Raw genomic sequence first — 26,404 nt, 5'->3', positions numbered from 1 at the left:
CCGTTTCGGTTCATTCAGGGGCCTGTTATGAAAATTCTCCTGACAGCCGACCCCGAAATTCCGGTTCCACCAGTTTTATACGGCGGGATAGAACGGATCATCGACATGATCATCCGGGAGTACCATTCATTGGGGCATGAGGTGTTTCTGGTGGCTCACCGTGATTCTCAGACACCCGCCACACTGATCCCTTATCCGGGAACCTCCCCGCGCCGTCTGACCGATACAGTTCAGAACCTGCTGACAGTCCGCAAAGCGCTGGCGGTCCGGCCCGACGTGATTCACAGCTTCGGGCGTCTGGCTTACCTGCTTGCAGCACTTCCGGCACGGATTCCGAAAATCATGAGTTACCAGCGTGAGCCAACGGCCCGGACGGTTCGTCAGGCAATGATGCTGGCCCGTAAAGGCACACTGAGTTTTACAGGATGCAGCGATTATATCACCCGGCAGATTCAACCGTTTGCACCTGCTGCCACTGTTTACAATGGCGTCCCGACTGACCGGTATCAGTTCAATCCGTCCGTGTCCGTTGATGCACCCATGGTTTTTCTCGGACGGCTGGAACCGGTGAAAGGACCGCATCTGGCCATTGAACTGGCAAAGCGGACGAACCGGCGACTCATTCTGGCAGGAAACATCCCCGATGAACACCGTGCCTGGGTGGAATCGGAAGTGCTGTCTCAGGTGGACGGATCGCATATTACCTATATCGGACCGGTGAATGACACGCAGAAAAATGACCTGCTCAGTCAGGCAGCCGCCTTTCTCATGCTCATCGACTGGAACGAACCCTTCGGCATTGTCATGGCCGAGGCTCTTGCCTGCGGAACGCCGGTGATCGGATTGGCAAAGGGCAGTGTTCCTGAAGTGGTTCTGCACGGGAAGACGGGTTTTGTCTGCCCGGATATGGAAACTGCCATCCGGTCGGTGGAGCAACTGCCCGGACTTTCCCGGGAAGCCTGCCGTCACGATGCAGAAAACCGGTTCAGTCAACAGGTGATCGCACAGGCCTACCTTAAGCTTTACCGGGAGAAAATCGGTTGAAAATCCGGGTTGCTCATCCCAACGTACCTCCTCATGTGAGACAATCGGTGCTGGCCTATCATGAGGCAGGCGTGCTTGATTTGTACTATACCTCCTTCATGGATCATCCGGATTACTGGCTCTCCAATCTGATCAGGCGGGTGGCACCTCCTCTCCGGTCCGAACTGCGTCGCCGCCATGCCGGAGAACTCCCTTTCGAGTCCATCCGTAACTTTCCCTGGCGCGAAATAATGCGGACTGCTGCATCACGTTATGCCTCACCCACCATGACCGACCGCGTCTGGGAATGGGCCGAACTGGGATTTGACCGGTGGGTGGCACGCCATCTCGACAGGTCGGCCCAGGTTTTGCACCTGCATGAACATTGCGCGCTTTTTACCATGCAGCGTGCTGCCGAACTGGGACTGTTCACCGTTTATGAGCAACCCAGCCAGCATCATGCCTTTTTCACCCGGATTGCCAATGAGCAGATCGACCGGTATCCCGAGCTGGCTGGAGAGGGCACCCAACTTCTGATTGATGAAAAGGCCGCCAGGCGAAACCAACGGCGTGATCAGGAACTGGCTCTCACCAACCGGATTGTTTGCAATTCCTCCTTCACCCGGCGAACCCTGACAGCCAACCACATCCCGGAAAGCAAGATTGATGTCATCCCGCTCGGATTTCCCGAACCGGTTGCCGCCCTGCCCGACCGGAACTGGGATCGGCTGGTGTTTCTGAATGCAGGAACCCAGAACCTTCGGAAAGCACTCCATTTGTTGTATCGGGCCTGGCGTCTTGCTCAGATTCCCGAAAAGGATGCCGAACTCTGGCTGATCGGTAAAATGAATCTGCCCGAAAGCACACGGGAAGGATTACCGGGAAAAGTCACCATCAGAGAATCCATTCCTCAGCCCGATCTGATGGACCTTTACCTTAAGGCCAATGTCTTCATTTTACCTACTCTGGCCGATGGCTTTGGCATGGTGATCACAGAAGCCATGTCGCGTGGGTTGATTGTGATCACCACCGAAAATTCAGGGGGACCCGATCTGATCACCCACGGCGTGGACGGATTGATCATTCCGGCCGGAAGCGAAGAAGCCATCCGGCAGGCCCTAAGCTGGTGCCTTGAGAACCGGGATAAACTGCCCGACATGTCCAGACGCGCCTGGTTGCGTGCGGCAGGTTGGCAATGGTCCGATTACCGGCGCGGAATCGTCAAATTGATGACAAACCGGTTTGAAGAATTTCAGGGGACCCACCAATCATGACCATTACACTGGTCACACCGGGACACCTTTCCAGCAATCCCCGCCTGGTCAAGGAAGCCCAGCTGTTTGCCAAAGCCGGGTATCAGGTCCGGATTTTCTGCACATGGTACCTTTCGTGGCAGGCAGCTCATGACCAGCAGTTAATCAACCGGCATTCCGACTGGCAGGTCACGGTTACCGACTGGACCGGCGGTTCTTTCTTTTCCCGTCTGAACCGGCTCTGGTCGGCTGTGCAGAACCGCTGGAATCGTCTGATCTCACGATGGGACCATTCCCCACGCCGTGCAGCCCTTCTGCTTAACCGTCATGTCTGGAGACAGTCCAGGCAGATGACGCGGGTCCCGACGGATCTGATCATTGCCCATAATCTCGGAGCCCTGCCTGCCGCAATCCGTGCGGGCCGTTCACACAAGGTTCCCGTTTGCTTCGATGCTGAGGATTTTCATCGTGGAGAACCAGTTGCCTCCGGCCCCGATGGTTGGGCCCTTCACCTTGTTGAAAACACCTTTATTCCGGCCTGCCATGCCACCTGGAGTGCCAGTCCATCCATCGGAGCCGCCTACCAGACTTTGTTCCCCTCACTGGCCTTCACTCCGGTTTTGAACGTGTTTCCGGAGGCTGCCATCACAAACAACCGAATCCAGGACCCCTCAGCTGAATCGCCGCTTAAACTTTTCTGGTTCTCTCAGACCATCGGTCGTGACCGGGGACTGGAAGATGTACTCAGAGCCATGTCAGCGCCCGGGTGTGAAACGCTGCACCTGACCCTGGTCGGATTTTTAAGCCGGGAGGATGAGGTCTATTTTCGCAACCTGGCCGGATCGGCGGAAAATATCTCCGGCCGGATCACTTTTCTCAAACCGGTGGAGGAAAAGGAATTGTTCAGTCTGGCAGCACAGCATCATGTCGGATTGGCACTTGAACGACCCGCTCCTCTCAACCGCGACCTGTGTCTGACCAATAAAATTTTCACCTATCTGTGCGGCGGAATGGCCATCGCCTATTCTGCCACAACGGCTCAGACTGCCTTTTATCACGACCACCCAAAAACTGGTTTTCTGTATGAACCGGGCGATTCAAAGGCACTTGCAGGCTGGTTATCCTCCCTGTTGCAGCACCCGGACCGGCTGTCTGCCCACCGGCAAGCCTCGCTGGAACTGGCGATTCATCGTTACCATTGGGAGAAAGAAGGAATTCGCGTGCTTTCCATCATTGAATCTGTTATGGGAAAGCCACTCCCATCATGAAAACCGTTCTGATCATTTCCCCCTATTTTCCGCCGGTTAATGCGGCTGATATGCAGCGAATCCGGCCGGCCGTTCATCATCTGGGCAGCGAAGGGTGGTCCCCGGTGGTCCTGGCCGTTGATCCCGGTGCCACCGAAATGGGGACCGATCCGATGCTTATGAAAACAGTCCCCTCCGATCTGCCGGTATATCACAGCGGCGCCTTTCCCACCCGCTGGACAAGACGTATCGGACTCGGCGCGATTGCACTCCGGTCCCTTCTTCACCTGGCCAGTCTGGGGTCGGATCTGATTCTGAAATTCCGTCCGGATGTGGTGTTTTTTTCAACCACCCAGTTTCCGGTCATGATACTTGGCCGTTATTGGAAATGGCGTTTTGGTGTTAAAGTGGTTCTCGATTTCCAGGATCCCTGGCTGTATGATGAACTCCGTCCTTTACCCGCCAGTCAGCGTCCGCCGAAGTATTGGTTCGCCCATCAGATCAACCGCCTGCTGGAACCCCCGTCGGTTAAAGCAGCGGATGGAATTGTGGCCGTTTCAGAGGCCTACTGGCAGGATTTAAAACGACGATATCCTTCCACAAAGCATACACCCTGCCTCACCCTGCCGTTTGCCGGATTCAGCAAGGATCTGGATGTGGCTGCTGAACTTCCCACTCAGCGCAGCCCCGATGAAACCAGGTTCATCATCCGCTACATCGGGCGCGGGGGAACCGACATGCATCCGGCCTTCACCCTGATTCTTCAGGCCATCCGGCTCGGAATGACTGAACAGCCAGCCGTTTTCAACCGGATCAGGTTCGAGGTGGCAGGAACCAGCTACGCCCCGGCAGGAAAAGGAATACCCAGTATAGAACCGGTGGCCAGACAACTGGTACCTGAACTGGATTTTGTGGAAACACCCGACCGGCTTCCCTATTTCACCAGCCTGCGTTACCTGCTGGATGCAGACCTGATTTTTATCCCTGGTTCCGATGATCCCCGTTATACTGCTTCCAAGATTTATCCGTACCTGCTGACGGAAAAGCCGGTGCTTGCGGTTTTTCATACTTCCAGTCCGGCCATTCCGGTTCTCGAAACGGTTCTGGGAGAGGATTGCATCCGGTTTGGTCAGGAAATCCCCGACGATCCATCCATCCGCACGATAATGCAACGTCTGAGCGGCTACCTGACAGGTGCCATTACGAAATCCGGCACCAACCGGTCCCGCATGGAGCCCTGGATGTCTGAAACCATGACCCGGCAACTCGCCGCGTTTTTTAACCGGATCTGATCACCATGAAACCCCGCCTGGCTGTCATCACCACCCACCCGATTCAGTATTATGCACCGATTTTCAGGTTGATTCAATCCAGGGGAAACATTGACTGCCGGGTTTTTTATACGTGGGGCGATACATCCACCCAAAAATATGACCCGGGTTTCGGACAGGTGATCTCCTGGGACATTCCCCTGCTGGATGGGTATGAATATGAGTTTCTGGATAACCGGGCGGCCGATCCCGGAACTCACCGTTTCATGGGAATCCGTGCCCAGAATGCATACGAAAGGGTAAAAAGCTGGAACCCCACCCATCTTCTCGTGATTGGGTGGAGTTGGTACACCCATCTGGAATTAATGATCCGGTTTCATGGGAAAGTACCCGTGCTCTTCCGGGGAGACTCCCATCTGCTCGATCCGGTTTCACCGATGAAAAACCGGTTAAGACAGTGGTTTCTGACGGGAATTTACCGGTTTGCCGATCTGGCGCTGGCAGTCGGGTTGCACAATGAAGCCTATTTCCGGTGGGTTGGTATGAAGCCCGGTCAGATTCGCCGGGTTCCACATGCCATCGACAACGACCGGTTTGCCAGCCTGACGGATGCACAGGAACGGGAACTCAAAGAGTGGAAACAGGAACTTGGGATCACCGATGGACAGGTCGTATTTTTATTTGCTGGTAAATTTCAACGAAAAAAGGGAATTTTCGACCTGATCACTGCTTTTTCCTCCATCCCCGATCCATCCATCCGACTCATTCTGATCGGTAACGGCGAAGATTACAACGCCATCATGGAGGCCATCCGTCCGGATACCAGAATCCAATGGCTCCCTTTCCAGAATCAAAGCCGGATGCCGCTTGTTTACCGGCTCGGGCACTGGTTTGTCTATCCGAGCCACGGCCCCGGTGAAACCTGGGGGCTGGCAGTCAATGAAGCCATGGCTTCGGGCACTCCCTGTATCGTGTCGGACCGGGTGGGTTGTGCTCCAGATCTGATCACCGAGGGTGAAACAGGGTTTACCTATCGTGTTGGCAATCAGCCGGCTCTTGCCACTCTGATCGGAGAAATCACCTCATCCCCTGAAGAATGGAGCCGCCAACAACAGGCCTGCCGTCAAAAAATTGCCTCCTATTCCATTGAAGCCATTGCCACCGGCATCGAAGAGGCTGTATCCGCATGAGAGGATTACTCTGGGTCACCATTGTTCTGATCGCCGTCCTGACCGGATTCCTGGTTTCTTCAATTCCTTACCTGGCCTGGTGGACCTGCTGGATTTCCAGTCTGGGCATTTTTTTTCTGACCATCAGCGGAAAACTGATCAATCTGCCCACCGATAGTCCGATCCTCGGCCAGTTCTTCAGACCCTACTTTCTTGCATTTACGTTTTTTACGGGATTCGTGGTACTGAGCCCCATTTTTCACTTTTTCTCGCTGCATGGTTACGAGTTCCTCGATAAGATTTATGATATCACACCTGATGAGGATACCCTGTTCCGGACCGTTCAGGCACAGTGGTTCTATCTGGTTGCACAAATCAGTTATGTCTTCGGAATGTCGCTTAAACGACCAGCCTTTGGTAAGCCCACGTTTTCTCTGAACCGGATCCAGCTCACCGATCTGTTTATTATCCTGTTTCTCGGACTGCAATTCCTGGCACTGGTTTCAGCCTTTATTCCCGGATTGGTTCAGGTTCTCGTCAAACTGACCGATATCGCCAATATTGTCGGGGTCCTGTTTCTCGGTGTGGCCATTCAGGAAAACAACCGGACCAAGATCCTGCTTGGACTGGTCATTGTGGCTTACGCGTTCATGGTTGCCCTGCTGAGCGGAATGAAATCGGCTCCGTTGTTCATCGCCATCATTCTCGGCTCCTTCCTGATTCAGAAGTACCCAAAACTGATTATTACAACCGGTATTCTGGTTTTTGTCATTTGGGCCACTTATATCCCCTATTACAACAACGTCTATCGTCAGGTAGCCTGGTCGGAAGGATTCGATCCCATCGAGGCAAACCGGGTTGCTCAGGAACAGACCCTCAGTGCCAGTTCAACCGAACTTCGTGAAGCTTCCTGGGCCATGCTTGAAAACAGGCTCAGCGAAGTGAATATGTTTATCAAATACACCTATTTCGTTCCGGCCTATCACCCCCATTACGGAACGGATATTATCCAGCAATCGGTCATGTCGCTGATACCACGGTTATTCTGGCCCGAAAAACCCGACATGGAAGCTCTCATCATGGAACGGGTGTATACGGCCGGTGTGGTGGAATCCTATTCCATGGTTTCTGCCAAACCTGCCTACATTGTGGATGCCTACCTCACCGGCGGACTTCCCATCATCATTCTCGCCTATATTGTCCTGGGTTGGCTGAATATCTATCTCTCCATCAAAGCAGAAAACTGGTTCGGTGGTTACCTGCTTGGATCGGGCGTCATCTTCAACGGATTGTTCCAGATTGTGTGGCTGGGAAACAGCTTCGAATTTCTTGCCAACGTGCTGTTCTGGAGCTTTATCCTCATGTTCGCCATACGTTTCGGCCTGCAGCGAACCGGCTTACTGGTGAGGACATAACGTGGCCAGCGCCAACCGGATTGACCTGCTGGACAGCTGCCGCGGGGTGGCTGCCATGGTGGTCGTGATTCATCATATCCATGTGCTCTTTCCTGATACCATCCGCACCATTTCCGGTTTTTCCGAACTGACCGGGAACCTGATCATTTTTATTTCGGGATTGAACAAAGAAGCGGTCCTTTTTTTCTTTATCCTCTCCGGATTTGCCATTGCACTCAGTTCCGGCCGGATCAACCTGACCACCCGCTCCGGCATCAACACCTACTTGTATAAACGGTTTAAACGGATTCTTCCCCTTTACTGGTTTGCACTTGCCCTGACTGCTCTGTGCGGTTTTGTGGGTCAGTGGACAGATGATCCGTCCTTTTCCTGGTATCATTTTTCCGGCAATCTGTTCATGATGCAAGCCTCTTCCATCACACAGGGCGTCTGGTTCATTCCCTTTGGAAAAAACGGTCCGCTCTGGTCCATTTCTTATGAAATGTTTTATTACCTGTTTTTTATTGGCTGGATTTTTTTAAGTGTCCGGTATAAAAACCGGTGGGTATCAGATCAGAACCTGTTTCTGGCAGCCGTCGCACTGTCGGTTCTTGCAGTCGGATTTCAACGGCTGATTTTCATCCCATGGACTTTCTTTATGAACAGTTTTGCCATCTGGTACATGGGTGTCTATTTATTGCAGCTTTACCGGGAAAAACAAACCAATCATCTTCTGTTCACCTTCCTGGCTGCGGGGCTTTTTACCATCGACCTGGTTGGTTATTTCAATCCGGATCTGAAACTGGCTCACCTTTCAGATACCCTTAACCAACTGAAAAACGGATTGTGGATCGGGGTCCTTTTTTACGCCGTTTACGCATTCTGGATTTACAGACCTGCCACAGGCAACCACCTGCTTTTGCACTGGTTCAACCGGATCTGGCAGCCCATCGGTGATGGATCCTACACCATTTACCTGATTCACTATCCCGTGCTGCTTCTGGCCTCTGAACTGGCCGGAGACCACCTCCTCATTGTCTTTTTGGTGACCGGCCTTTTGATGATCGCATCGGTATTCATTGAACGACAAGTGGTGAAACAACCCTTTTTATGGCTAAAACGGCCTTATCTCCGCGCCTGATTGGCTGGCTGCTCGTCCTGTCGCTGGCAATTAACGGAATCATCGTCGGTGGGATTTTTTATTTTAAATACATCCGCTATCCGGCTTATTACCGCGATACCGTTAAACTGGCCGGGTTCAAAACCCCATCAGGGGCTTCAACCCTGTTTGCCGGCGATTCCTTTGCAGCCCTTTATAAATGGCCGGTTCTTTCAAAACATACCAACCTGGCCATCTATGGTCTGGGCGGATCTACCACCACCGACTGGAAAAAGTGGGTCACTGAACTGACCGCTTTGCCTGCCGATACGGTTATTCTGTGGCTGGGAACCAATGATCTGCTTCAGGGACACTCTCCGGATTCCACCGCGGACCGGCTGGCTGGCCTGACCAATGAACTGATTGGTATGAAAAAAACCGTGGTGCTGTTGAAGGTTCTGGGACCCAATGGCTCGTACACACTTCCCGATCAATCCACGCCAGATGAATTTTCCCGGTTGAACCACCTGATGGACAGCCATCTTTTTTCCTCCTGTATCCGTATCGACCTTTCAGCCTGGCTTGCAGATTCTTCGGGAATACTGCCGATGTACAGCCACGATGGCCTGCACCTGAATCCGGTCGGCTACCGGATCGCCGATGTCCTGATCACACTCGCTCTGTACGGGAAAGAAAAGCCATGAGAAAGCAGTCATGAAAAAGTGTTTATTACTGCTCAGTTCAGTCGATTCACGGCGGGGTGGTATTCAGCGTTACAATTTCAGTCTGATCCGGATGATTAAAGCAGCCGGAATGGATCCCGTTGTTCTGTCGGTAAATGATACCACCAACCCCGATCCACAATTGGAAAATTTCACGGGGTTCGGCAGGAAGTGGTCTGCTCTGATCCCCTCTCTTATCCGTCACAGCTTCTCTGCACCGGTCATTCTGATCGGTCACCGGAATTTTCTTCCGCTGGTTCCCCTGATCCGGTTGTGCCGTCCGTTCGCAACCATAATCCTGATCACCCACGGAATCGAAGTCTGGTCACATCAACCGTTTCTCTACCGCATGTCCCTGCTGATGATCAGTCGTATCTGGTCGGTCAGCAGTTACACCCGTGATCAGGTCAGGAACCGATTCCGTACTCAAAAACCCATCAGCCTGATTCCGAATGTGGTTCCCGAAGCCATCCGGCTGCAGGCCGAAAAAGGCAACACCACGCGGCAGGAAACATCTGGTCCTCTCGTTTTCCTGTCGGTCAGCCGGCTGATGAAAGAAGAAAATTACAAGGGCCTGGATCTGGCCATTCCTGCCGTTCTTCAGTGGGCTGGTGAACAACCATTTATCTGGCACCTGGTCATTCAGGGCAATGACACCGATCGTCACCGCCTGCTCGCAATGGAATCCGGGAAGAATCACCAGTTTGTTTTTCATGAAAACCTGTCCGATTCAGACCTGAAACAGTTGTATAGTCTGGCTCACGTTTTCATCCTTCCATCCACCGGTGAAGGATTTGGAATCGTATTTTTGGAAGCAATGGCACACGGGGCCATTGCCATTGGTGCTGCCACCGGAGGAACCCCCGATGTGATATCGGATGGTGTCAATGGTTTACTGGTTCCGGTACCCGTCACCGTGGAAGGAATCATCGGCACCCTGAACAAACTGAATTTTCCTCAGGACCGGATCCGGCTTGCAGAAAATGGATTGGCCATGTTGTCCCGGTTTACCGAATCTGCGGTGACCACTTTAATCCGAAAGGAACTCGGCACCTGATATGTGCGGAATTGTTTTTTCAGAAAAATCGGCGGTAGACCCGTTTCTTTCCACCCTTTCTCACCGCGGTCCCGATGGAAACGGGTTGTTACCCGAAGGTGCCGGCCAATGGGGTCACACCCGCCTGGCCATCATCGATCTGAATCCGGAATCATCGCAGCCCATGGTATCAGTAACCGGTCACTCGGTTCTGATTTTTAACGGTGAAATTTACAACTATCAGTCCCTCCGGTCAGAATTGGAACTGGCAGGCTGCCAGTTCAGGAGTAAAGGCGACACCGAGGTCGTGCTGAATGGACTGGAAACTCACGGGGCCGCATTTGCCCACCGGCTGGATGGCATGTTTGCCTTCGTTTTCCTCGATCGGCGCACCGGAACCATCCTTCTGGGCCGGGATACGGCTGGCAAAAACCCCATGTATTATTCCACTGTCAATGGATTGATGGTGGCCTCAGAAATCAGGACGTTACAAAAATTGATTGGACAACCTCTCACGTTGTCCCAAACCGGACTTCAGCAGTACATCCGGTACGGAACGATTCCTGAACCCGATACGCTCTGGCAGGAAATCAGGATGTTCCCATCTGGCTGTACCGGCAACTGGAATGGTTCCTCCCTCACGGTTACTCCGATTCCCCTTCCCACTGTTCAGGCTGCCACTGGTGCAGACTCTCCGGAAACCATCCGGGCCTCGGTCAGGGAACGGGTAATCCGCGCAACGGAACGCCGTCTGGTGGCGGATGTTCCCGTGGCCACCTTCCTTTCAGGCGGAATTGATTCCAGCCTGCTGGTCGGCATCCAGAGCAAAGAACTGGGCCGCAAGCCCATGACTGTCTCGGTCATTTTTGATCAGAAAGAACACAGTGAAGAAGACCGGATAAAAAAAATTGTCGATCACTGGAAACCCGACCACCAATATTTGTTTGTAGGTTCGGAAACAGTTCTCGACCAGATTCCGGAGGCCCTGGCTGCCTATGACCATCCATCCATGGATGGGGTGAACACCTGGCTGGTGAGCAAGTCGGTCCGGGCGAGGGGAATCAAAGTTGCTCTCAGCGGAGTGGGCGGTGATGAACTGTTCCAGGGATATAACACGTTTAACCAGGCCAGAAAATTGCAGCAGCTCAGACCGTTGCTGCACGTGCTTCCATCCACCCTGGCCGGCAAAAACCGTCAATGGCAGCGGGCCATTGAATCGGCCACCGGCTACTCACCGGCTCAGCCCATGGGTGCCATCAGGGCTTTATATCCCGAATCAGAAATCAGAAACCTCACCGGTCCGGCTTATGACGGTTGGCGTCCGTTTGTGTCAGCCATCGATCTGGACCGGCTGACCAACCTGAAAGGTGATTCGCTGCTGATTGCTCAGGAATGGTTTGGTTATATGAAGCAATTGCTGATCAGGGACACCAACATCATGTCCATGGCCAGCAGTCTCGAGGTCCGGGCCCCGTTTACCGACCGTGACTTACTTCAGTATATTTTATCGGTTCCCGATGAGATCAAGCGTCCCAATCAAACCAAGAAAGAGTTGCTGACCACCTCCTGCAGCGATTTTCTCATTCCTTCCATTGTGCAGGCACCCAAAAGTGGCTTCCTGCTTCCCATGACACGTTGGATGCTGGGTCCGCTGAAACCCCTGATGCTCAGTCATCTGGAATCCCTTCGTCTGGTCAATGATAATGATGTGCTCTACCGTTTTGCCAAATCCGAATGGACACGCCTCGACTCCGGAACCACCACCTGGTCACGGGTCTGGCAATGGGTGGTGCTTGGTAAGGTGTTAAGGGACGGACTCTCTTGAAGATTCTTCACATCACACCTTCCTATAAACCAGCCTACCTGTATGGAGGTCCTACCGTCTCGGTTTCCCTGCTGGCGGAAAACCAGGTGAAGGTCGGGCATCAGGTGACCATTCTGACCACCACTGCCAACGGACCAGCCGATTTTCCACCTTCACCCAATGGTGAAACCCTCGATGGTGTGACCGTTTACCGTTTCCCACGGTGGACAGGTGACCATACCCATTTTTCACCCCGGCTGCTGCTGTGGATGATCAGAAATCACCAGTCATTTGATGTGATTCATGTTCATTCCTGGTGGAATCTGGTGGTTTTGCCGGTCGTGCTCTGGTTTCGTCTTACCAGCCGGACCTTTGTGTTTTCTCCCCGTGGCATGTTCAGCGGTTACACGGTACGGTCAGGCCTCCGGATGCGTTTCCAGAAAGGACTGGCTTCATTTTTACTTAAAACAGCCCGGCTTCATGCCACCAGTCAGACAGAAGCTCAGGATCTTCTGACCACCGTTCCCGAGGGCCCGCTTTTTATACTTCCTAATTTTATTCCATTGCCTGCACCCGGTCTGCAAAGAGTGCCCCCGACAGACGGATCTGAAACGATCAGACTGATTTTTTACTCTCGGATACATGATAAAAAGGGACTTGAACTCACCTTCCGGTGTCTGGCCGCCTGCTCCCGGCTTCCCTGGCATTTGTCTGTGGCAGGATCTGGTGAACCTTCATATGTGGAATCCCTGAAAAAACTTGCTGAATCCCTGGGTCTTTCCTCACGCATTGATTGGGTGGGATTTGTGGAAGGTGATGAACGGTTCCGGCTGCTGCAACAGGCCGATCTGTTTATTCTGCTTTCAAAGAACGAAAACTTTGGCAATGCTGTCATTGAAAGTCTTGCCATGGGTGTACCGGTTCTGGTTTCCGATCAGGTTGGAGCCGGTGAATGGGTTCTGGCACGAAAGTGGGGTTGGGTGGTTCCCCTCGATGAGAAACAGATCATCAGCCAGATGGAAGAGATTCTTGCCTCGCCAGACGTTCTTCACTCCATTGGCTCAACCGCCCGCCTCGATGTTCACCAGTTTTACAACGATGGCACCCTGATCCAATCGTATCTCGACCACTATCGCCCCGCAGGTCTACCATGATTCAACCCAAAATCACCTTCGTGTTCCTCACCTTTAACGAAGAGAACAACCTCCCGGCCGGACTCGATTCCATTCCGCCTGACCTTGGTTCTGTTCTGATTGTGGACTCATTTTCCACCGACCGGACTCTGGACATCGCCCGACAGCGGGGCATTCCGGTTCTTCAGCATCCGTTTGGTAACTATGCCCTCCAGCGAAACTGGGCACAGGAACAGGTAACCACAGACTGGGTTTTCCCCATCGATGCCGATGAACGACTCACCCCAGAACTGGTGAATTGGATCCGGAATGATTTTCCTGGACTCGCAGAAAAATATAACGGATTCTTCTTTTCCCGCCGGACCCTTTTTATGGATCGATGGATCCGCCATGGAGGACATTATCCCAATTTCCATCTGAGACTGTTTCGCCGCGATTCGGTCCGGTGCGAAGAAAAGGCCTATGATCAGCATTTTACAGACCGGGTGGGCGGAACGTATCTCACCATCCGGAATGCCGACCTGATCAACATCGTTTCGGAAAGTCTGTTTCAGTTTACACACCAGCACAACCGTTGGTCCGACCTCGAGGCGAACGAAATTGTCAACCCGGGCAAGGAACTGAATGACGGTGTCAGACCTACCCTATTCGGAACGCCGGTTGAACGACGTCGGTGGCTGAAAACCAGGATTTTTATGAAAAATCCTCTCTTCGTCCGCCCGTTTTTATATTTCATCTACCGCTATTTTTTCAGACTGGGTATTCTGGATGGAATTCCCGGTCTGATCTTTCATTTCCTGCAGGGCTTCTGGTTCCGGTTTCTGGTCGATGCGAAAGTCTGGGAACGAAAACATCTCTCCGGAAATCGCCCATAATCCGGCAGAAAAGGGCCCACACCACATGAACCAGCAAACCAGTTCCTCCAAAATCCAAAGCATCGAAATGCTCAGGGGAATCGCTGCGTTTCTGGTTGCCTGGTATCATTTTACTCAGGGAAATCACCAGTTTCTATCCGATGGATGGTTGAAATCCTCCGGTGTCTGGGGCTGGCTCGGTGTTGAAATGTTTTTTGTCATTTCAGGTTTTGTCATTCCTTTTGCTCTGTACAAAGGACAGTTTATTTTTTCCACCGATTGGTACCGGTTTTTGCTAAAACGGATTACCCGGATCGATCCGCCCTACCTGGTCAGTATCGGACTGGTGGCCGGTCTATGGTACCTGTCTGCCCTGACCCCGGGTTTTCAGGGCCTTGCACCCGATATTTCATGGTATCAGGTTGCTGTTCATCTGGGCTATCTTACCGATTTTCTCGGGATGAACTGGCTTCAGCCCGTTTATTGGTCACTGGCCATCGAATTCCAGTATTATTTCCTGATCATGCTGGTGATTCCCCTTCTGATTCATCAGAACCTCACCATCAGACGAATGGCCATTCTGGTCCTGATTCTGATTCCGGTGATCGGATTTTCAAAAATTCTGGTTTTTTACTGGTTGGCCTTGTTCGGTATCGGAATCACCGGTTTTCTGTTTTATACCGGTCTTCTGAACCGCGTGGAGTTTTCTGTTTTTCTCAGCCTCAGCAGCCTGATTTGTGCATGGCGGATCGGTATTCCTGAAACCATTGCTGGCCTGCTGACTCTCTGGCTGATTTTCTTGCTGAAAAATGTGTCCATTCGTCCATTGCTTTTTATGGGGACCATTTCATACAGTCTGTACCTGGTTCACGTCCCCGTTGGTGGACGAATCATTAACCTGTTCACCCGTCTGGATGACTCCCTCTGGATTCATCTGGCTGGTTTGTTGGCAGCTTCTGCCGTTTCCATTCTTTTCTCGTGGATGTTTTATCATCTGGCCGAAAAACCATCAATCCGGCTGGCTTCCCGGATTACCTATTAGGACGTTTCTGATGACACGATTCAATCTGCAGTCTTTCTCGAATCCGGAATACAAGCCCGGTCCTCTCCCGAAACGGCTGATCTGGCTGTTTATTTCAATGGCCTTTTTCGAAACCGGATTCCCATGGCCGTCTTCCCTCAAACGATTTCTGCTGAATGTATTCGGAGCAGTCATCGGCCAGGGTGTTGTGATTAAACCGCACGTCCGTATCAAATACCCCTGGTTTCTGAAAGTCGGCGATTTCTCCTGGATTGGTGAGGAGGTATGGATTGATAATCTCGGGTTGGTTACAATCGGAGCCGATTCAATCCTTTCACAAGGCGTGTACATCTGCACGGGAAATCATAATTATAAAAAAGAAACATTCGATCTGATGGTGGGTCCGGTGTCGGTCGGGCATTCCACCTGGATTGGAGCAAAAACCGTTATCGCGCCTGGCGTAACGATCGGAGATGAGATTGTGGTGTCGTTGGGGTCTGTGGTAAAATCTTCCCTGACCATTCCGGGGATCTATTCAGGTAATCCAGCCATTCAAAAAGGTAACTCTGCAACCGCCTGAAACAAAAACGGGCAGCTGGTTTGGTTTCCAACTGCCCGCTTTATCAGGGATCGGGTGGCTTGTCTGATCCGTCTCATTTGACTACCCCATCAGCCACCAGCCGGTCATGGGCACGTTGTCCCAATCCAAGCCAGAAGTCAGTGGGGTCTTCGGTAGGTGCTAACTGCTTAAACCAATACGGGTCCTGCAAAGCTGCGAGGGTCAGGTAAGCCATGTATCGTTGTGCCCGGGTGGTTCCGGTCTGGCGGATCTGATCAACCTTTTTGTGCAAGGCACGAAATTGCCAATCCGGATTCTCCAGCTTAATCCGGGTAATCAGGCGCAGGGTTCCTTCCACCACTCCTTCATTATCCGAATTCAGGTTTTCCAGAAGCATATCCGTCAGTTTCGGATCAGCTTTGGTCGGTTCGATCGATGCTTTGGCTTCTTTCACGTCCAGTGAATGAGCCAGATGTCCGATCTGGGCCTGGGCGGGTACTGCGATCAGCAGGCCGGTTGCCAGTACCATCAGCAGAGTTGTTCTCATGGTCGTATCCTTTCTTTTTTTAAGCGGGAAGGGACTATCCCATTCCCCGATGCAAGTTTACGATGATTTTACAACACTTTTGTTCGTTCCTGATTGATCGTACGTCAATGCCTGTCATTTGTTTATCACCACCGGGAAATCAGCCGGAAAGAAAGGCATTTTCGTGAGAAAGCCGACAGAAGGACGGTTCTGTCAACAGGGAATTGCGGAAATCCGACAAGGTTTTACAATCAGTGGAAGCGCTTTTACTGCGAATAGAGGTTGAAGTGTGTCTTGGAAGGAAGGTCAGTGGCAGATGTTGACAAACCGGGACATCTGTCATCTGTTGTTCATGCTGATTGGCAATTTTTAACGGTCAGCCGGGAACTCGCTTTGAACAGAAAACCGAAGGGACCTGATTTGAACTGAATCGGGTCTGCTTAATTCAAGCGCCACGTGGTGACTGATTTGCAATTGGCCCGCAACATTGACATGTGTGTAATCATAGAACAGGTTGGAATCGGACTGCAGGGTAATGATTGTGGCAGGAACCAGTCCAAGCTCCCTTTCCAGCCCGTTTCGTATGGCTGAAATCCGCTCCGCAATGCCATTCTCCCTTGCCTTTTTCCAGAAGTTGGGATGTAAGGGAAACTCGATTAACAGAATTCTGCAGCCACCTCTCCGAAAATTCTCAATGGCAGAAATGAACAGTTTCGATTTCACCTCATCGATATTGGTTTCATTCTGGTCGGCCATTGACCGGATAATCCCTTCGTTCCGGAAAATTGGTTCGGGCTGATACGGAAATGGTTCCAGCGGGGCAGGTAACAACTTATTGGGCCGCAGATTGTTTTCGATCAATTGTTTGATCTGGTAAGGGGGCCAACCCATTTCTGCCATGGTGAATACGGTCGGCAAAAAAAGAAATCCCTTATCCACTCCCCATTGCGACCTGATCATTGATTGGGCCGAAAACCCAACCACCACCAGCGATGAATCCGGAATTAAAAACGACATGGAATGAAGGTTATACAGCCCCGAACCCGGCCGAACCACCGCAAAGGTTTTCATTCCGGTCTCTTTTGAAAGCTGATCCGTTGAAACACCGCGATATAGCTGCGAATCTCCAAATAAATAGATAGAATACCGGTCCATCTGTAACAGATCCGGATTCTTCCGGAGGACCAAAGCGAGGTAAAGAACCGATATCAGAATACCAGCCCCCACTACAGCCACACCGGTTTTAAACAGAAACCGTTTCATCATCAGAATTGAAAATAGATGTAATCTTTGGCGTCTTCGTGAAACAGGAAAATAACGGCAATCAGTACCATGTAAAATCCCCACCGGACCCATCGGTTAAGCGTTCCTGGTTTCCATTCCAAAACATGGTGAGAGTCCCGTCTGAAAAATTCAATGAGGAGAAATCCACCGGTCAGCAGAAGGACCCGCTCGGAATATAACTGACCGGAAGCCGCTCCATGGTTCATCAGGATTCCGGCGTAATAGGCCATGACGGTTTCGAGGTTTCCGGCTCTGAATAAAATACCGAGCATCGCAGTCAGACAAAAGGTGAACATCACAAGGATAATGGGTGGAATACCTGGAAAAGCCGAAGCACCCATGGCTCCCGGAAGTCTGAGCCGGCCGGCCGGAAAATACCCGGGAATGAAAAAGAGGGCGTTGACAAACCCGAATACAACAAAAGTCCAGGCGGGTCCGTGCCAAAAGCCAATCAGAACAAACAAGATGATCACGGCCGGTATTTTTACGGTCAGCCGGTTTCTGCCACTGGTCATGGGAATGAAAACATAGTCCCGGAACCAGTTGGTCAGCGAAATGTGCCACCGTCTCCAGAAATCGGGTATACTATCGGCAAAGAGGGGAAAATTAAAATTCCGGGAAAGCCTGAAACCAAAAAGGCGGGCCGATCCGATGGCCATGTCACTGTAACCCGAAAAATCACCGTACAACTGGACCAGAAACAACATCGCTGTCAGAATCAGAGTCAGGGAATCATAAGCAGAAGGATTGGAAAAAACCTGGCTGACCGGCCCGGCAAGTGAATCGGCTATGACAACTTTCTTAAGGAGACCCCAGGTCATTTGTCTGATGCCGTCACTGGCCTGCTCATAATTGAACGGCGCAATGGTTCTGAATTGCGGAAGCAAGGATCCTGCTCGCTCAATGGGACCGGCCACCAATTGGGGAAAAAAGCTTACATAGGTCAGAAACGAAATCAGGTTTCTTTCCGGGCTGATTTTCCCCCGATACACATCAATGGTGTAACTCATGGTCTGGAACGTGTAAAAACTGATTCCGACAGGCAGAATTATGGATAATCGCTCTGTGGCAAGCTGATAGCCAAAGAAGGAAAAGGCTGCAGCAAAATTCTCTATGAAAAAATTGAAGTATTTAAAAAAACCAAGGATAGCCAGGTTGGAAAAAACACTGACCATCAGGATCATTTTCCGTTGCCGGTCCTCCCGGTTACCAGACAACCAGATTGAAACCAGGTAATCTATCATCGAGCTGAGGAAAATCAACCCGAGAAAACGCCAGTCCCAATACCCGTAGAAAAAGTAACTGGCCAGAAGAAGAAATCCATTTCTGAAACGGATACTTCTGATACCGATTGTCCAATACAGAATGAAAACGACCGGCAGGAAAATAAAAAAATCGATGGAATTAAATACCATTACATCCGCAACATTTCAGGTCGTCCTTCCGATCAGACTGTTCTCATCCGGAACAGAATATCAAATTAAGACCAATTCAAAACAAAATAAAGAAAGGAAGCGGCTGGGCAAAAAAAATCCGGCCCCAAAAACCGGGACCGGATTAAAAAGGAAGGGGAAAAGCGGAAATCAGTCGCGGCGGGCGCCGAAGAACTGAAGCAACATGATGAACAGGTTGATGAAATCCAGGTACAGGCTCAGGGCACCCAGAATAGAGGCACGTGTCTGAACGTCCTGTGACTCTCCCTGAAGCTGATGGCTCATTTCCTTGATTTTCTGGGCATCATAAGCCGTAAGTGCAGTGAAAACCAGAACCCCGATACCAGAAATGATATAGTGCATAACCGGACTTTGCAGAAACCAGTTAACAACCGAGGCGATAATTAGTCCGATCAGTGCCATGAAGGCAATATTACCCACTTTGGTCAGATCCTGATTGGTCACAATTCCGTAGGTGGCCATTACGCCAAAGGTGGCCGCTGTGATCAGAAATGTGGTTCCGATGGAAGCGGAAGTATACACCAGAAAGATGGGGGCCAGTGTCACACCAGTCAGGGCAGAATAGACCAGAAACACAAGAATGGCTGTGGTCGGCTGCATGGACATCACCCGGGCCGACAACCAGAATACCAGTCCCAACTGAACGAGGAACAGGACAATCATGGTCATGGGGGTCAGTTGCAGGATCAGAGGGCTGGAAGCAAACCAAAGCGCTGTGGAACCGGTCAGGGCCAGACCCACGGTCATCCACATGAACACTTTGTTCATGATTTCACTGGCAGCTGCCGTTCCTGCCTGACTGCCTGCGGTTGCAGAATGGGAAGGACTGCTGCTCACGGTTTCGTATGATTTTAATTCACTCATGGTGGACTCCTTATAAAAGTTGTTAAAATACAGAGCAAAATCTTTGCCAAACAGGTAACAGATGGCTATTCTGGTCAGAATTTCTGCTTTGAAGCTGGTTAACCGGTCTGTTTTCCCTGCATTGACCAGAAAAATAACCACTCATTGTCTGTTCTGCTGACAGGAAGTCAGGCCGGAAAGTTCCGTTCAGCTAAAAATGGGGACTTTCACCATCCGGTTATCAATGAGGCGGGTCGATCCGAACCAGGCCGCACCAGCAAGCAGCACGTCGGTTCCCGGTATCAGTTCATCGATGGAAGCAAGGGTCACCGGATTTACGATTTCAAGATAGTCCAACCGGGCCCCTGTGTAGGCTGTGATCAATTGCCGGCCGGCCTCAGTAACCAAAGGAGCGTGACTTTCACCCGTGTTGATCATGGCTTCCATGTGTGTCAGGGCACCGACCAACCGGGTTGCTTCGGACCGTTCTTCTGAAGACAGATAAGCATTCCGTGAACTCATGGCAAGGCCGTCGGCTTCGCGGCAGGTGGGAACAGCCAGTATTTCCACCGGAATATTCAGATCTTCCACCATTCGTTTGATGATAATCAATTGCTGACGGTCCTTCTCGCCGAAGGCTGCCACATGGGGTTGTACAATATTGAATAGTTTTGCCACCACGGTGGTCACGCCGTCAAAATGACCCGGACGCGATTTTCCGCATAAACGCGTGGAAAGCTCTCCGACAGTGACCCTTGTTTGTGACCCGGCAGTATACATCTCAGCAACTTCAGGGATAAATAAAAAATCCACATCCTGTTCTTCGGCCAGGCGGGCATCGGCTTCATGAACCCGTGGGTATTTTGAATAGTCCTCATTAGGTCCAAACTGGAGCGGATTAACAAAGACGGATACCACCACACAATCACAGTGTTCAGAAATGGCCTCAATAAGGCTCAGATGCCCCTCATGAAGGGCTCCCATGGTGGGAACCAAACCGATACGCCGGCCGGCCTGACGGGCAATTGACAGTTCATGAATCAGATCGGATTGTGTGTGAATAATTTCCAAAACGGCACCTGTGCTTATTTAGAGTCTCTGTTTGTAACCCGTATTATGACGAGTAATTCCTTCAATAAAATTAGTACGTCAAATGAAGGGTATCAGAACAAATCCGGGTGTTTCCTGTTTTTCTAATCAAATCCCAATCCATTACTTTTTCCAGGCAGATAAGTCCCGTTGGACCAGGGACTCCAGCTTACGGATATCACCCACAAAAAAGTCACGCAACTCTCTGCGGATGGCCGGAGTCAATTGATCTCCTTTTATCATCGATTGTAACATGGGCTTCAGGATGGACCGGAATGACCCCGGAACGATATTTTTCAGCCAGGTAATCGCCTTTTGCCTTTTAAGCAGATGAATTTTATCCGATTTATCGCTCACATTGCGTCTTTCCTCCACATTGGGCACATGGGAATCATCGACTTCAAGAAACCGGTATACAGAGCGCATCGTGCCCAGCGGGTCTTTGTTTAAATCCTCAAAGAATATGACATGTACCCGGTCCTTTCCAAAGGCACTCAGATAACCGGCCAGTCCTTCTGCATACATTCCGTATTGCAGGTAAGGGCGATGACCATAGGAGGAACCGGAACGGATCGATTCCATTTCTTCACGGATGGCCTTGCTGAAGGTCCTGTTTTCAATTCCGCGGGCCACATAATCTCTGTAATTGGAATAGGCCCGTTCAATGGGATTGCGAAGAACGGCCACAATCCGAACATCCGGAAGCAATTCCTTGATCCGTGGAATGACTTTTAAATTGGTGAGGTAACCGGTAGAACACTCCCCAACTGCCTTTTCCCCGTCCACTGTTTCAAAGAGTTTCTCATAGTCCTCCAAAGTTGTGGCATAAGGTGCCAACTTTCTGGTTCCAGGAATAAACGGGATTTCTTTCCCTTCAAAAATGAAAAAGGAGGGTTCCTTTGCTGGTGATACAAAGATGTCGGGATGACTTTTCAGGTAGTTATATATGGAGGTGGTACCACCTTTATTCGCACCGATCAGTAAAAAATTTGGCCTCAAACCGGGTCTCCGTGTGTATTCTGTTTGGTTCACTTTTTCATAAAAACTGGTTGAATGACTCCCTTCACATTCAACCATCTCAAGTCAGTAAATCACTGAAATTGTCCATTCCTCCTTCCACATTCATTCGTTTTGCGTCATTTTCTGAATGAAAAACCGACGCGGCGACCAGATCAACCTGGCTGATGTCGGGCGCATATGAAGTCGTTCCGGAATGGAGAAACGATGGACTGGTTTTTAGATTTCTGCCTTAATCCATCAGAAAAGGCAGTCGGAGTCAGATTGGTATTCCTATTAACCAGGTAAGATTTCGACTCCGGCGCCGAAAATACCGCTTTACTTTTTTAGGCACAAACGATTCCTGACTTCCAGCTTTGGTTTTTCCGCAAGGAAACCCGATTAAAAAATGCAGCCGCTGAAAAAAGGCACCCATTTCCACCCGCGCCAGTCAAAAGGAAATCAGAATCCAGATTCTACTTATTCAGGAATCTGATCATGCAGGCCCGGATTACAAAATGGTTTTCCCTAATGCACTGGCCACCATTTCAACAGCCACCTCAGCCGTTTGATTTCTGATATCCAGAATCGGATTGATCTCGGTGATTTCCATGGACCCGACCAGACCGGTTTCAGCAAGGGTTTCCATGATCAGATGGGTCTCCCGGTAACGCAACCCGCCCATGACCGGTGTTCCGACACCCGGAGCCACGGCCGGATCCATTCCATCCACATCAAAACTGATGTGAAGAACATCGACCTGCTCCTTCAGAATGGAAATGGCCTCATGAATCACCTGATAAATTCCCATCCGGTCAATGTCGGCCATGGTGTAGGCATGAATGCCCATGGCCCTGACATTTTTCTTTTCATCTTCATCCAGGTCCCGGATACCGATCAAAGCGACATTTTTCGGATCGACCTTTCTGAAATCACCATGTAAGCTGGTCAGTTCCCTTGCTCCAAGACCCACATTCACTGCCAATGGCATTCCATGGATATTACCCGTTGGAGAGGTTTCTGGTGTGTTCATGTCGGCATGGGCATCGACCCAAACCACCCCCAGGCGTTTTCCTTGTTTGCGGTAATAGGCAGACAATCCCGCAATGGTCCCGATGGCAATGGAATGATCTCCGCCCATCACAATGGGAAAGGCACCTTCTGATTTGGCAAGTTCAACCCGTCTGGCCAGATGTTCACAGGCGGTTTGAATTTCTCCAATGAATTTCAGTTTGGGATCCGATATGTGGCCGTGCTCTGGTATGGGCACAAAAATATCATCCTGGTCATCTTCCACATGGAAACCCATCCGGTTGATTTTTTCCTTAATTCCGGCCAGTCTTAAGGCAGAAGGTCCCATATCGACCCCACGCCGTCCCGCCCCAAGATCCATGGGGACATCAATTAATCTGATTTTCATTCCGTTTCCTGTCTGTCAACCTGGCGCTAAGATAACAAGGATTCACAAACCTTGGTTCTCCGATGCCTTCTTGTATACCCGTACCGTATTTTTAAGTATGAAACCCGATGTAATCATTGTTGGTGCCGGTGCGGCCGGACTGATGACTGCCATCTCGGCTGCCAGACATGGTGTCCGGACAGTTCTCCTGCTCGATCAGAGCCAGCGCCCCGGCCTAAAAATCCTGATGTCGGGCGGCGGTCGGTGCAATCTGACCAACGGGGAACTTGACCTGAACCGGTACCGGTGTGCCTCGGTCAACAGTCTGAAAAAGGTGATTCTTCAGTTTCCTCCCAGCGAGGTCATCGCTTTCTTTAACCAATTGGGCGTATCAACCAAAACCGAGGAGCCGTGGAAAAAGGTCTTTCCGGTTTCCGATCAGGCCCAATCGGTCCTTGCGGCTCTGTTGGGTGAAATCAGACGGGCCGGAATCCGGTTCCAATTCCCGGAATCTGTCCTGAAGTTGATGCAGCAGCCTGATGGCTGGATGGTTGAAACCAACCATGGCCGGTATCTGACACCACGGGTGGTTGTGGCCTCAGGCGGATTTTCCTATCCGCACACCGGCAGTGACGGACGGCTTTGGAACATGCTGGACAAGCTGGGAGTCCCCATGACAGCGCCCATTCCGGCCCTGACCCCTCTTCACACCAATGGCCGGCAGTGGCATCAGCTTTCCGGAATGACCCTTCAGGCCGCATTAACTGTCACCAGAAATGGGAAACCACTCACCACCCGGACCGACAGTCTGTTATTCACCCACCAGGGAATCAGTGGTCCGGCCGCCATGGACGTGAGCGAATGGTTCGCTTCAGAATCCGGCGGAACCAGGCTCACCGTCAATTTTCTTCCAGGAACCGATCTGCAAACAGCAGATTCCACCTTTCTTGCCTATGCAAAATTGCATCCCGATCAGATGGTTGTCACCTGGCTGAACCAGTTCATTCCGGACCGTCTTTCCCGTTTACTCGCAGAACTTTCGGGAACCGCCGGAATACGCCTTAATCAGATTACACGGAATCAGCGACTGACTTTACTTGGATTGCTGACGGGATCGGAATTGCCGGTCAGCGGAACAGGTGGGTATAAAAAGGCCGAGGTAACCGCTGGTGGTATTGAACTGGGGACCCTCAATCTGAAAACCATGGAAATCAGAACCCATCCGGGTCTGTATACAGTGGGGGAAATTGTTGATGTCCACGGCCCCATCGGAGGTTATAACTTCCAATGGGCGTGGAGCAGCGGATGGGTATGTGGAAAAGGACTCGCTGTTTAGGCGACGTTCTGTTCCCGCAGGAGAAATTCCGGTTCAGAAGTACCGAGAATAACCCCCTCATCAATGATGCATTTCCTGACATTTTTCCGGCTGGGCAGATCGAACATGACCGGAATCATTTTCTCTTCCAGAATGGAACGAAGCCCGCGTGCCCCGGTTCCACGTTCGATTGCCTGACGAACAATCACCTTCATGGCAGAATCGGTGATGACCAGATCGGTTTCTTCCAGTTTGAACAACTTCTGATACTGTTTTACCAGCGCATTTTTGGGTTTGGTGAGAATCTGAAGCAGCATCTCATCATCCAATGGTTCAAGAGCAGACACCACAGGCAGGCGACCAATAAACTCTGGAATCAGGCCGTATAACAGCAGATCTTCCGGCTGTACGAACTTCAGAATGGTGTGATCTTCCTTCATCCTGACTTCCTGGCTGACTTCGGATTTAAACCCAATGGTGCCCCGGTTCAGACGACGGGCAATGATTTTTTCCAGTCCGTCAAAAGCGCCACCACAAATAAACAGGATATTTTTGGTGTTGACGTTGATCAGACTTTGTTCGGGATGTTTTCTGCCACCCTTGGGCGGAACCCCGGCCACCGTGCCTTCCAGAATTTTCAGAAGGGCCTGCTGAACCCCTTCACCTGATACATCGCGGGTGATGGAGGGATTGTCGCTCTTGCGTGCAATTTTATCGATCTCATCAATGTAAACGATTCCGCGTTCAGCAGATTCCAGATCATAATCAGCAGCCTGAAGCAAACGGACCAGGATGCTTTCCACGTCTTCACCCACATAACCGGCCTCGGTCAGCGCTGTGGCATCGGCTATGCAAAACGGGACATCGAGTACCTTAGCCAGGGTCTGGGCCAGGAGTGTTTTTCCTGTTCCGGTGGGCCCAACCAGAAGAATATTCGACTTGTCTATATCGACCTGATCAAATTCCTTGCTGACCTTTTTGTTGTCAATCCGTTTATAATGATTATAAACCGCCACAGACAAAGCCACTTTAGCCTCGTCCTGGCCGATCACGTACTGGTCAAGTGCCTCTTTAATTTCCCGTGGCTTCAGCCGGCGAACGGTCTGTGCCGGTTTATCGGAAATGGACTGGGTTTCGGAGGACTTGGCATTGTTATAAATAATTTCAACCGCACTGTTCACACACCGGTCGCAGATGTAGGCGCTCAGACCAGCCACCATCGAATTCACTTCGGTGGAGGGTCGTCCGCAAAACGAACATTTTATCCGGAGGTTCTCGGTCTTACTCATGGTTTCCGTTCCAGAATTTCATCGACGAGGCCGTATTCTTTGGCTTCGGTAGCCGACAGCCAGTAATCGCGTTCAGAATCTTTGTGAATCTTATCGAAGGTCTGACCGGTATGCCGGGCCAGAATCTGATACAGATTTTCTTTCATTTTCAGGATTTCCCGAGCATGAATTTCAATATCAGTGGCCTGGCCCTGAACCCCGCCCATCCATGGCTGGTGAATCATGACCCGGCTGTTGGGCAATACCGACCGTTTGCCTGCTTTACCGCCGGCAAGAAGAACAGCTCCCATGGAAGCGGCCATTCCGATACAGATGGTTGCCACATCGGGTTTAACGTACTGCATGGTATCATAAATGGCCAGACCCGAAGAAATCGATCCGCCCGGCGTATTCAGATACATAAAAATGTCGCGTTCAGGGTCTTCCGATTCCAGGAAAAGCAGCTGAGCAATAACCAGGGAGGCCGTTACATCATCAATGGGAGATCCGATGAAAATGATCCGTTCCTTCAGTAACCGGGAGAAAATGTCATAAGCCCGTTCGCCGCGACCGGTTTGTTCGATAACCATGGGAACGAGGTTGTTGTGAAAATCGGGGGTCTTGTACATCATGGGGGGTGTCCTT

24 protein-coding genes are annotated in these 26,404 nt (G+C 51.1%); 15 read left to right on the top strand and 9 right to left on the bottom strand.

All coding sequences use genetic code 11. The features are described 5' to 3' along the window. The first annotated feature begins 27 nt into the window (after positions 1-27). The 14 genes from HUU10_09365 to wcaF are packed head-to-tail and all read left to right on the top strand — an operon-like array spanning position 28 to position 15,606. The gene (locus HUU10_09365) at positions 28-1,044 is read left to right on the top strand and encodes a glycosyltransferase (protein NUQ81804.1); all 1,017 of its coding nucleotides are present in this window, start codon (positions 28-30) and stop codon (positions 1,042-1,044) included. Next, on the top strand, positions 1,041-2,297 hold the full coding sequence (locus HUU10_09360; GenBank protein NUQ81803.1) for a glycosyltransferase family 4 protein: 1,257 nt from the start codon (positions 1,041-1,043) through the stop codon (positions 2,295-2,297). Before HUU10_09365 ends, HUU10_09360 begins: the two co-directional genes overlap by 4 nt. Further along, positions 2,294-3,544 (top strand): hypothetical protein, encoded by a 1,251-nt coding sequence (locus HUU10_09355; GenBank protein NUQ81802.1) that lies wholly within the window; start codon positions 2,294-2,296, stop codon positions 3,542-3,544. The genes HUU10_09360 and HUU10_09355 overlap by 4 nt, the downstream gene beginning before the upstream one ends. Beyond that, on the top strand, positions 3,541-4,815 hold the full coding sequence (locus HUU10_09350) for a glycosyltransferase (protein NUQ81801.1): 1,275 nt from the start codon (positions 3,541-3,543) through the stop codon (positions 4,813-4,815). The genes HUU10_09355 and HUU10_09350 overlap by 4 nt, the downstream gene beginning before the upstream one ends. 5 nt (positions 4,816-4,820) lie before the next feature. Beyond that, the gene (locus HUU10_09345) at positions 4,821-5,984 is read left to right on the top strand and encodes a glycosyltransferase family 4 protein (GenBank protein NUQ81800.1); all 1,164 of its coding nucleotides are present in this window, start codon (positions 4,821-4,823) and stop codon (positions 5,982-5,984) included. Further along, positions 5,981-7,378, top strand: coding sequence for a hypothetical protein (locus tag HUU10_09340; GenBank protein NUQ81799.1), 1,398 nt, complete (start codon positions 5,981-5,983; stop codon positions 7,376-7,378). The genes HUU10_09345 and HUU10_09340 overlap by 4 nt, the downstream gene beginning before the upstream one ends. 1 nt (position 7,379) lies before the next feature. Beyond that, the gene (locus HUU10_09335) at positions 7,380-8,498 is read left to right on the top strand and encodes an acyltransferase (protein NUQ81798.1); all 1,119 of its coding nucleotides are present in this window, start codon (positions 7,380-7,382) and stop codon (positions 8,496-8,498) included. Next, a complete protein-coding gene (locus HUU10_09330) occupies positions 8,468-9,160 on the top strand; it encodes an SGNH/GDSL hydrolase family protein (GenBank protein NUQ81797.1) in 693 nt (230 codons plus the stop codon). Before HUU10_09335 ends, HUU10_09330 begins: the two co-directional genes overlap by 31 nt. 10 nt (positions 9,161-9,170) lie before the next feature. Continuing rightward, entirely contained in the window at positions 9,171-10,235 is a 1,065-nt protein-coding gene (locus tag HUU10_09325) for a glycosyltransferase family 4 protein (GenBank protein NUQ81796.1), read from the top strand. Between the two features lies 1 nt (position 10,236). Then, entirely contained in the window at positions 10,237-12,039 is a 1,803-nt protein-coding gene (gene asnB / locus HUU10_09320) for an asparagine synthase (glutamine-hydrolyzing) (GenBank protein NUQ81795.1), read from the top strand. Continuing rightward, positions 12,036-13,172, top strand: a complete 1,137-nt coding sequence (locus tag HUU10_09315) for a glycosyltransferase (GenBank protein NUQ81794.1) — start codon at positions 12,036-12,038, stop codon at positions 13,170-13,172. The genes asnB and HUU10_09315 overlap by 4 nt, the downstream gene beginning before the upstream one ends. Then, positions 13,169-14,026: a glycosyltransferase family 2 protein gene (locus HUU10_09310; GenBank protein NUQ81793.1), complete on the top strand. Its 858-nt coding sequence runs from the start codon at positions 13,169-13,171 to the stop codon at positions 14,024-14,026. Before HUU10_09315 ends, HUU10_09310 begins: the two co-directional genes overlap by 4 nt. Beyond that, the gene (locus tag HUU10_09305; GenBank protein ID NUQ81792.1) at positions 13,980-15,047 is read left to right on the top strand and encodes an acyltransferase; all 1,068 of its coding nucleotides are present in this window, start codon (positions 13,980-13,982) and stop codon (positions 15,045-15,047) included. The genes HUU10_09310 and HUU10_09305 overlap by 47 nt, the downstream gene beginning before the upstream one ends. Positions 15,048-15,057: 10 nt before the next feature. Further along, positions 15,058-15,606: a colanic acid biosynthesis acetyltransferase WcaF gene (gene wcaF, locus HUU10_09300; GenBank protein ID NUQ81791.1), complete on the top strand. Its 549-nt coding sequence runs from the start codon at positions 15,058-15,060 to the stop codon at positions 15,604-15,606. 73 nt (positions 15,607-15,679) lie between these two features. Here the strand turns inward: wcaF and HUU10_09295 are convergent, their stop codons facing one another. From HUU10_09295 to rocF, 7 genes are all read right to left on the bottom strand, one after another. Next, positions 15,680-16,132 carry a hypothetical protein gene (locus HUU10_09295; GenBank protein ID NUQ81790.1) on the bottom strand — a complete coding sequence of 151 codons (453 nt, stop codon included), beginning with the start codon at positions 16,130-16,132 and terminating at the stop codon, positions 15,680-15,682. A 348-nt stretch (positions 16,133-16,480) separates the two neighbouring features. After that, positions 16,481-17,377 (bottom strand): hypothetical protein, encoded by an 897-nt coding sequence (locus HUU10_09290; GenBank protein NUQ81789.1) that lies wholly within the window; start codon positions 17,375-17,377, stop codon positions 16,481-16,483. Next, positions 17,377-18,810 (bottom strand): MBOAT family protein, encoded by a 1,434-nt coding sequence (locus HUU10_09285; GenBank protein ID NUQ81788.1) that lies wholly within the window; start codon positions 18,808-18,810, stop codon positions 17,377-17,379. Before HUU10_09285 ends, HUU10_09290 begins: the two co-directional genes overlap by 1 nt. A 168-nt stretch (positions 18,811-18,978) precedes the next feature. Further along, a complete protein-coding gene (locus HUU10_09280; protein NUQ81787.1) occupies positions 18,979-19,713 on the bottom strand; it encodes a Bax inhibitor-1/YccA family protein in 735 nt (244 codons plus the stop codon). 186 nt (positions 19,714-19,899) lie between these two features. Beyond that, a complete protein-coding gene (locus tag HUU10_09275; protein NUQ81786.1) occupies positions 19,900-20,763 on the bottom strand; it encodes a pantoate--beta-alanine ligase in 864 nt (287 codons plus the stop codon). A gap of 141 nt (positions 20,764-20,904) precedes the next feature. Then, positions 20,905-21,780: a sulfotransferase gene (locus tag HUU10_09270; GenBank protein ID NUQ81785.1), complete on the bottom strand. Its 876-nt coding sequence runs from the start codon at positions 21,778-21,780 to the stop codon at positions 20,905-20,907. Positions 21,781-22,288: 508 nt separating this feature from the next. After that, positions 22,289-23,197 carry an arginase gene (rocF, locus tag HUU10_09265; protein NUQ81784.1) on the bottom strand — a complete coding sequence of 303 codons (909 nt, stop codon included), beginning with the start codon at positions 23,195-23,197 and terminating at the stop codon, positions 22,289-22,291. Positions 23,198-23,294: 97 nt separating this feature from the next. On the opposite strand from rocF, the gene HUU10_09260 reads away from it, so the two are divergent. Next, entirely contained in the window at positions 23,295-24,512 is a 1,218-nt protein-coding gene (locus HUU10_09260; protein NUQ81783.1) for an aminoacetone oxidase family FAD-binding enzyme, read from the top strand. Here HUU10_09260 and clpX read toward each other — a convergent pair. Then, complete coding sequence (gene clpX / locus HUU10_09255; protein ID NUQ81782.1) at positions 24,509-25,780, bottom strand: ATP-dependent Clp protease ATP-binding subunit ClpX; 1,272 nt, start codon at positions 25,778-25,780, stop codon at positions 24,509-24,511. The genes HUU10_09260 and clpX overlap by 4 nt on opposite strands. Further along, on the bottom strand, positions 25,777-26,388 hold the full coding sequence (clpP, locus tag HUU10_09250; GenBank protein ID NUQ81781.1) for an ATP-dependent Clp endopeptidase proteolytic subunit ClpP: 612 nt from the start codon (positions 26,386-26,388) through the stop codon (positions 25,777-25,779). The genes clpX and clpP overlap by 4 nt, the downstream gene beginning before the upstream one ends. Positions 26,389-26,404 lie beyond the last annotated feature (16 nt).

The sequence above is a fragment of the Bacteroidota bacterium genome, assembly GCA_013360915.1.
Taxonomy (GTDB): domain Bacteria; phylum Bacteroidota; class JABWAT01; order JABWAT01; family JABWAT01; genus JABWAT01.
This window is presented reverse-complemented; position numbering and strand designations above follow the sequence as displayed.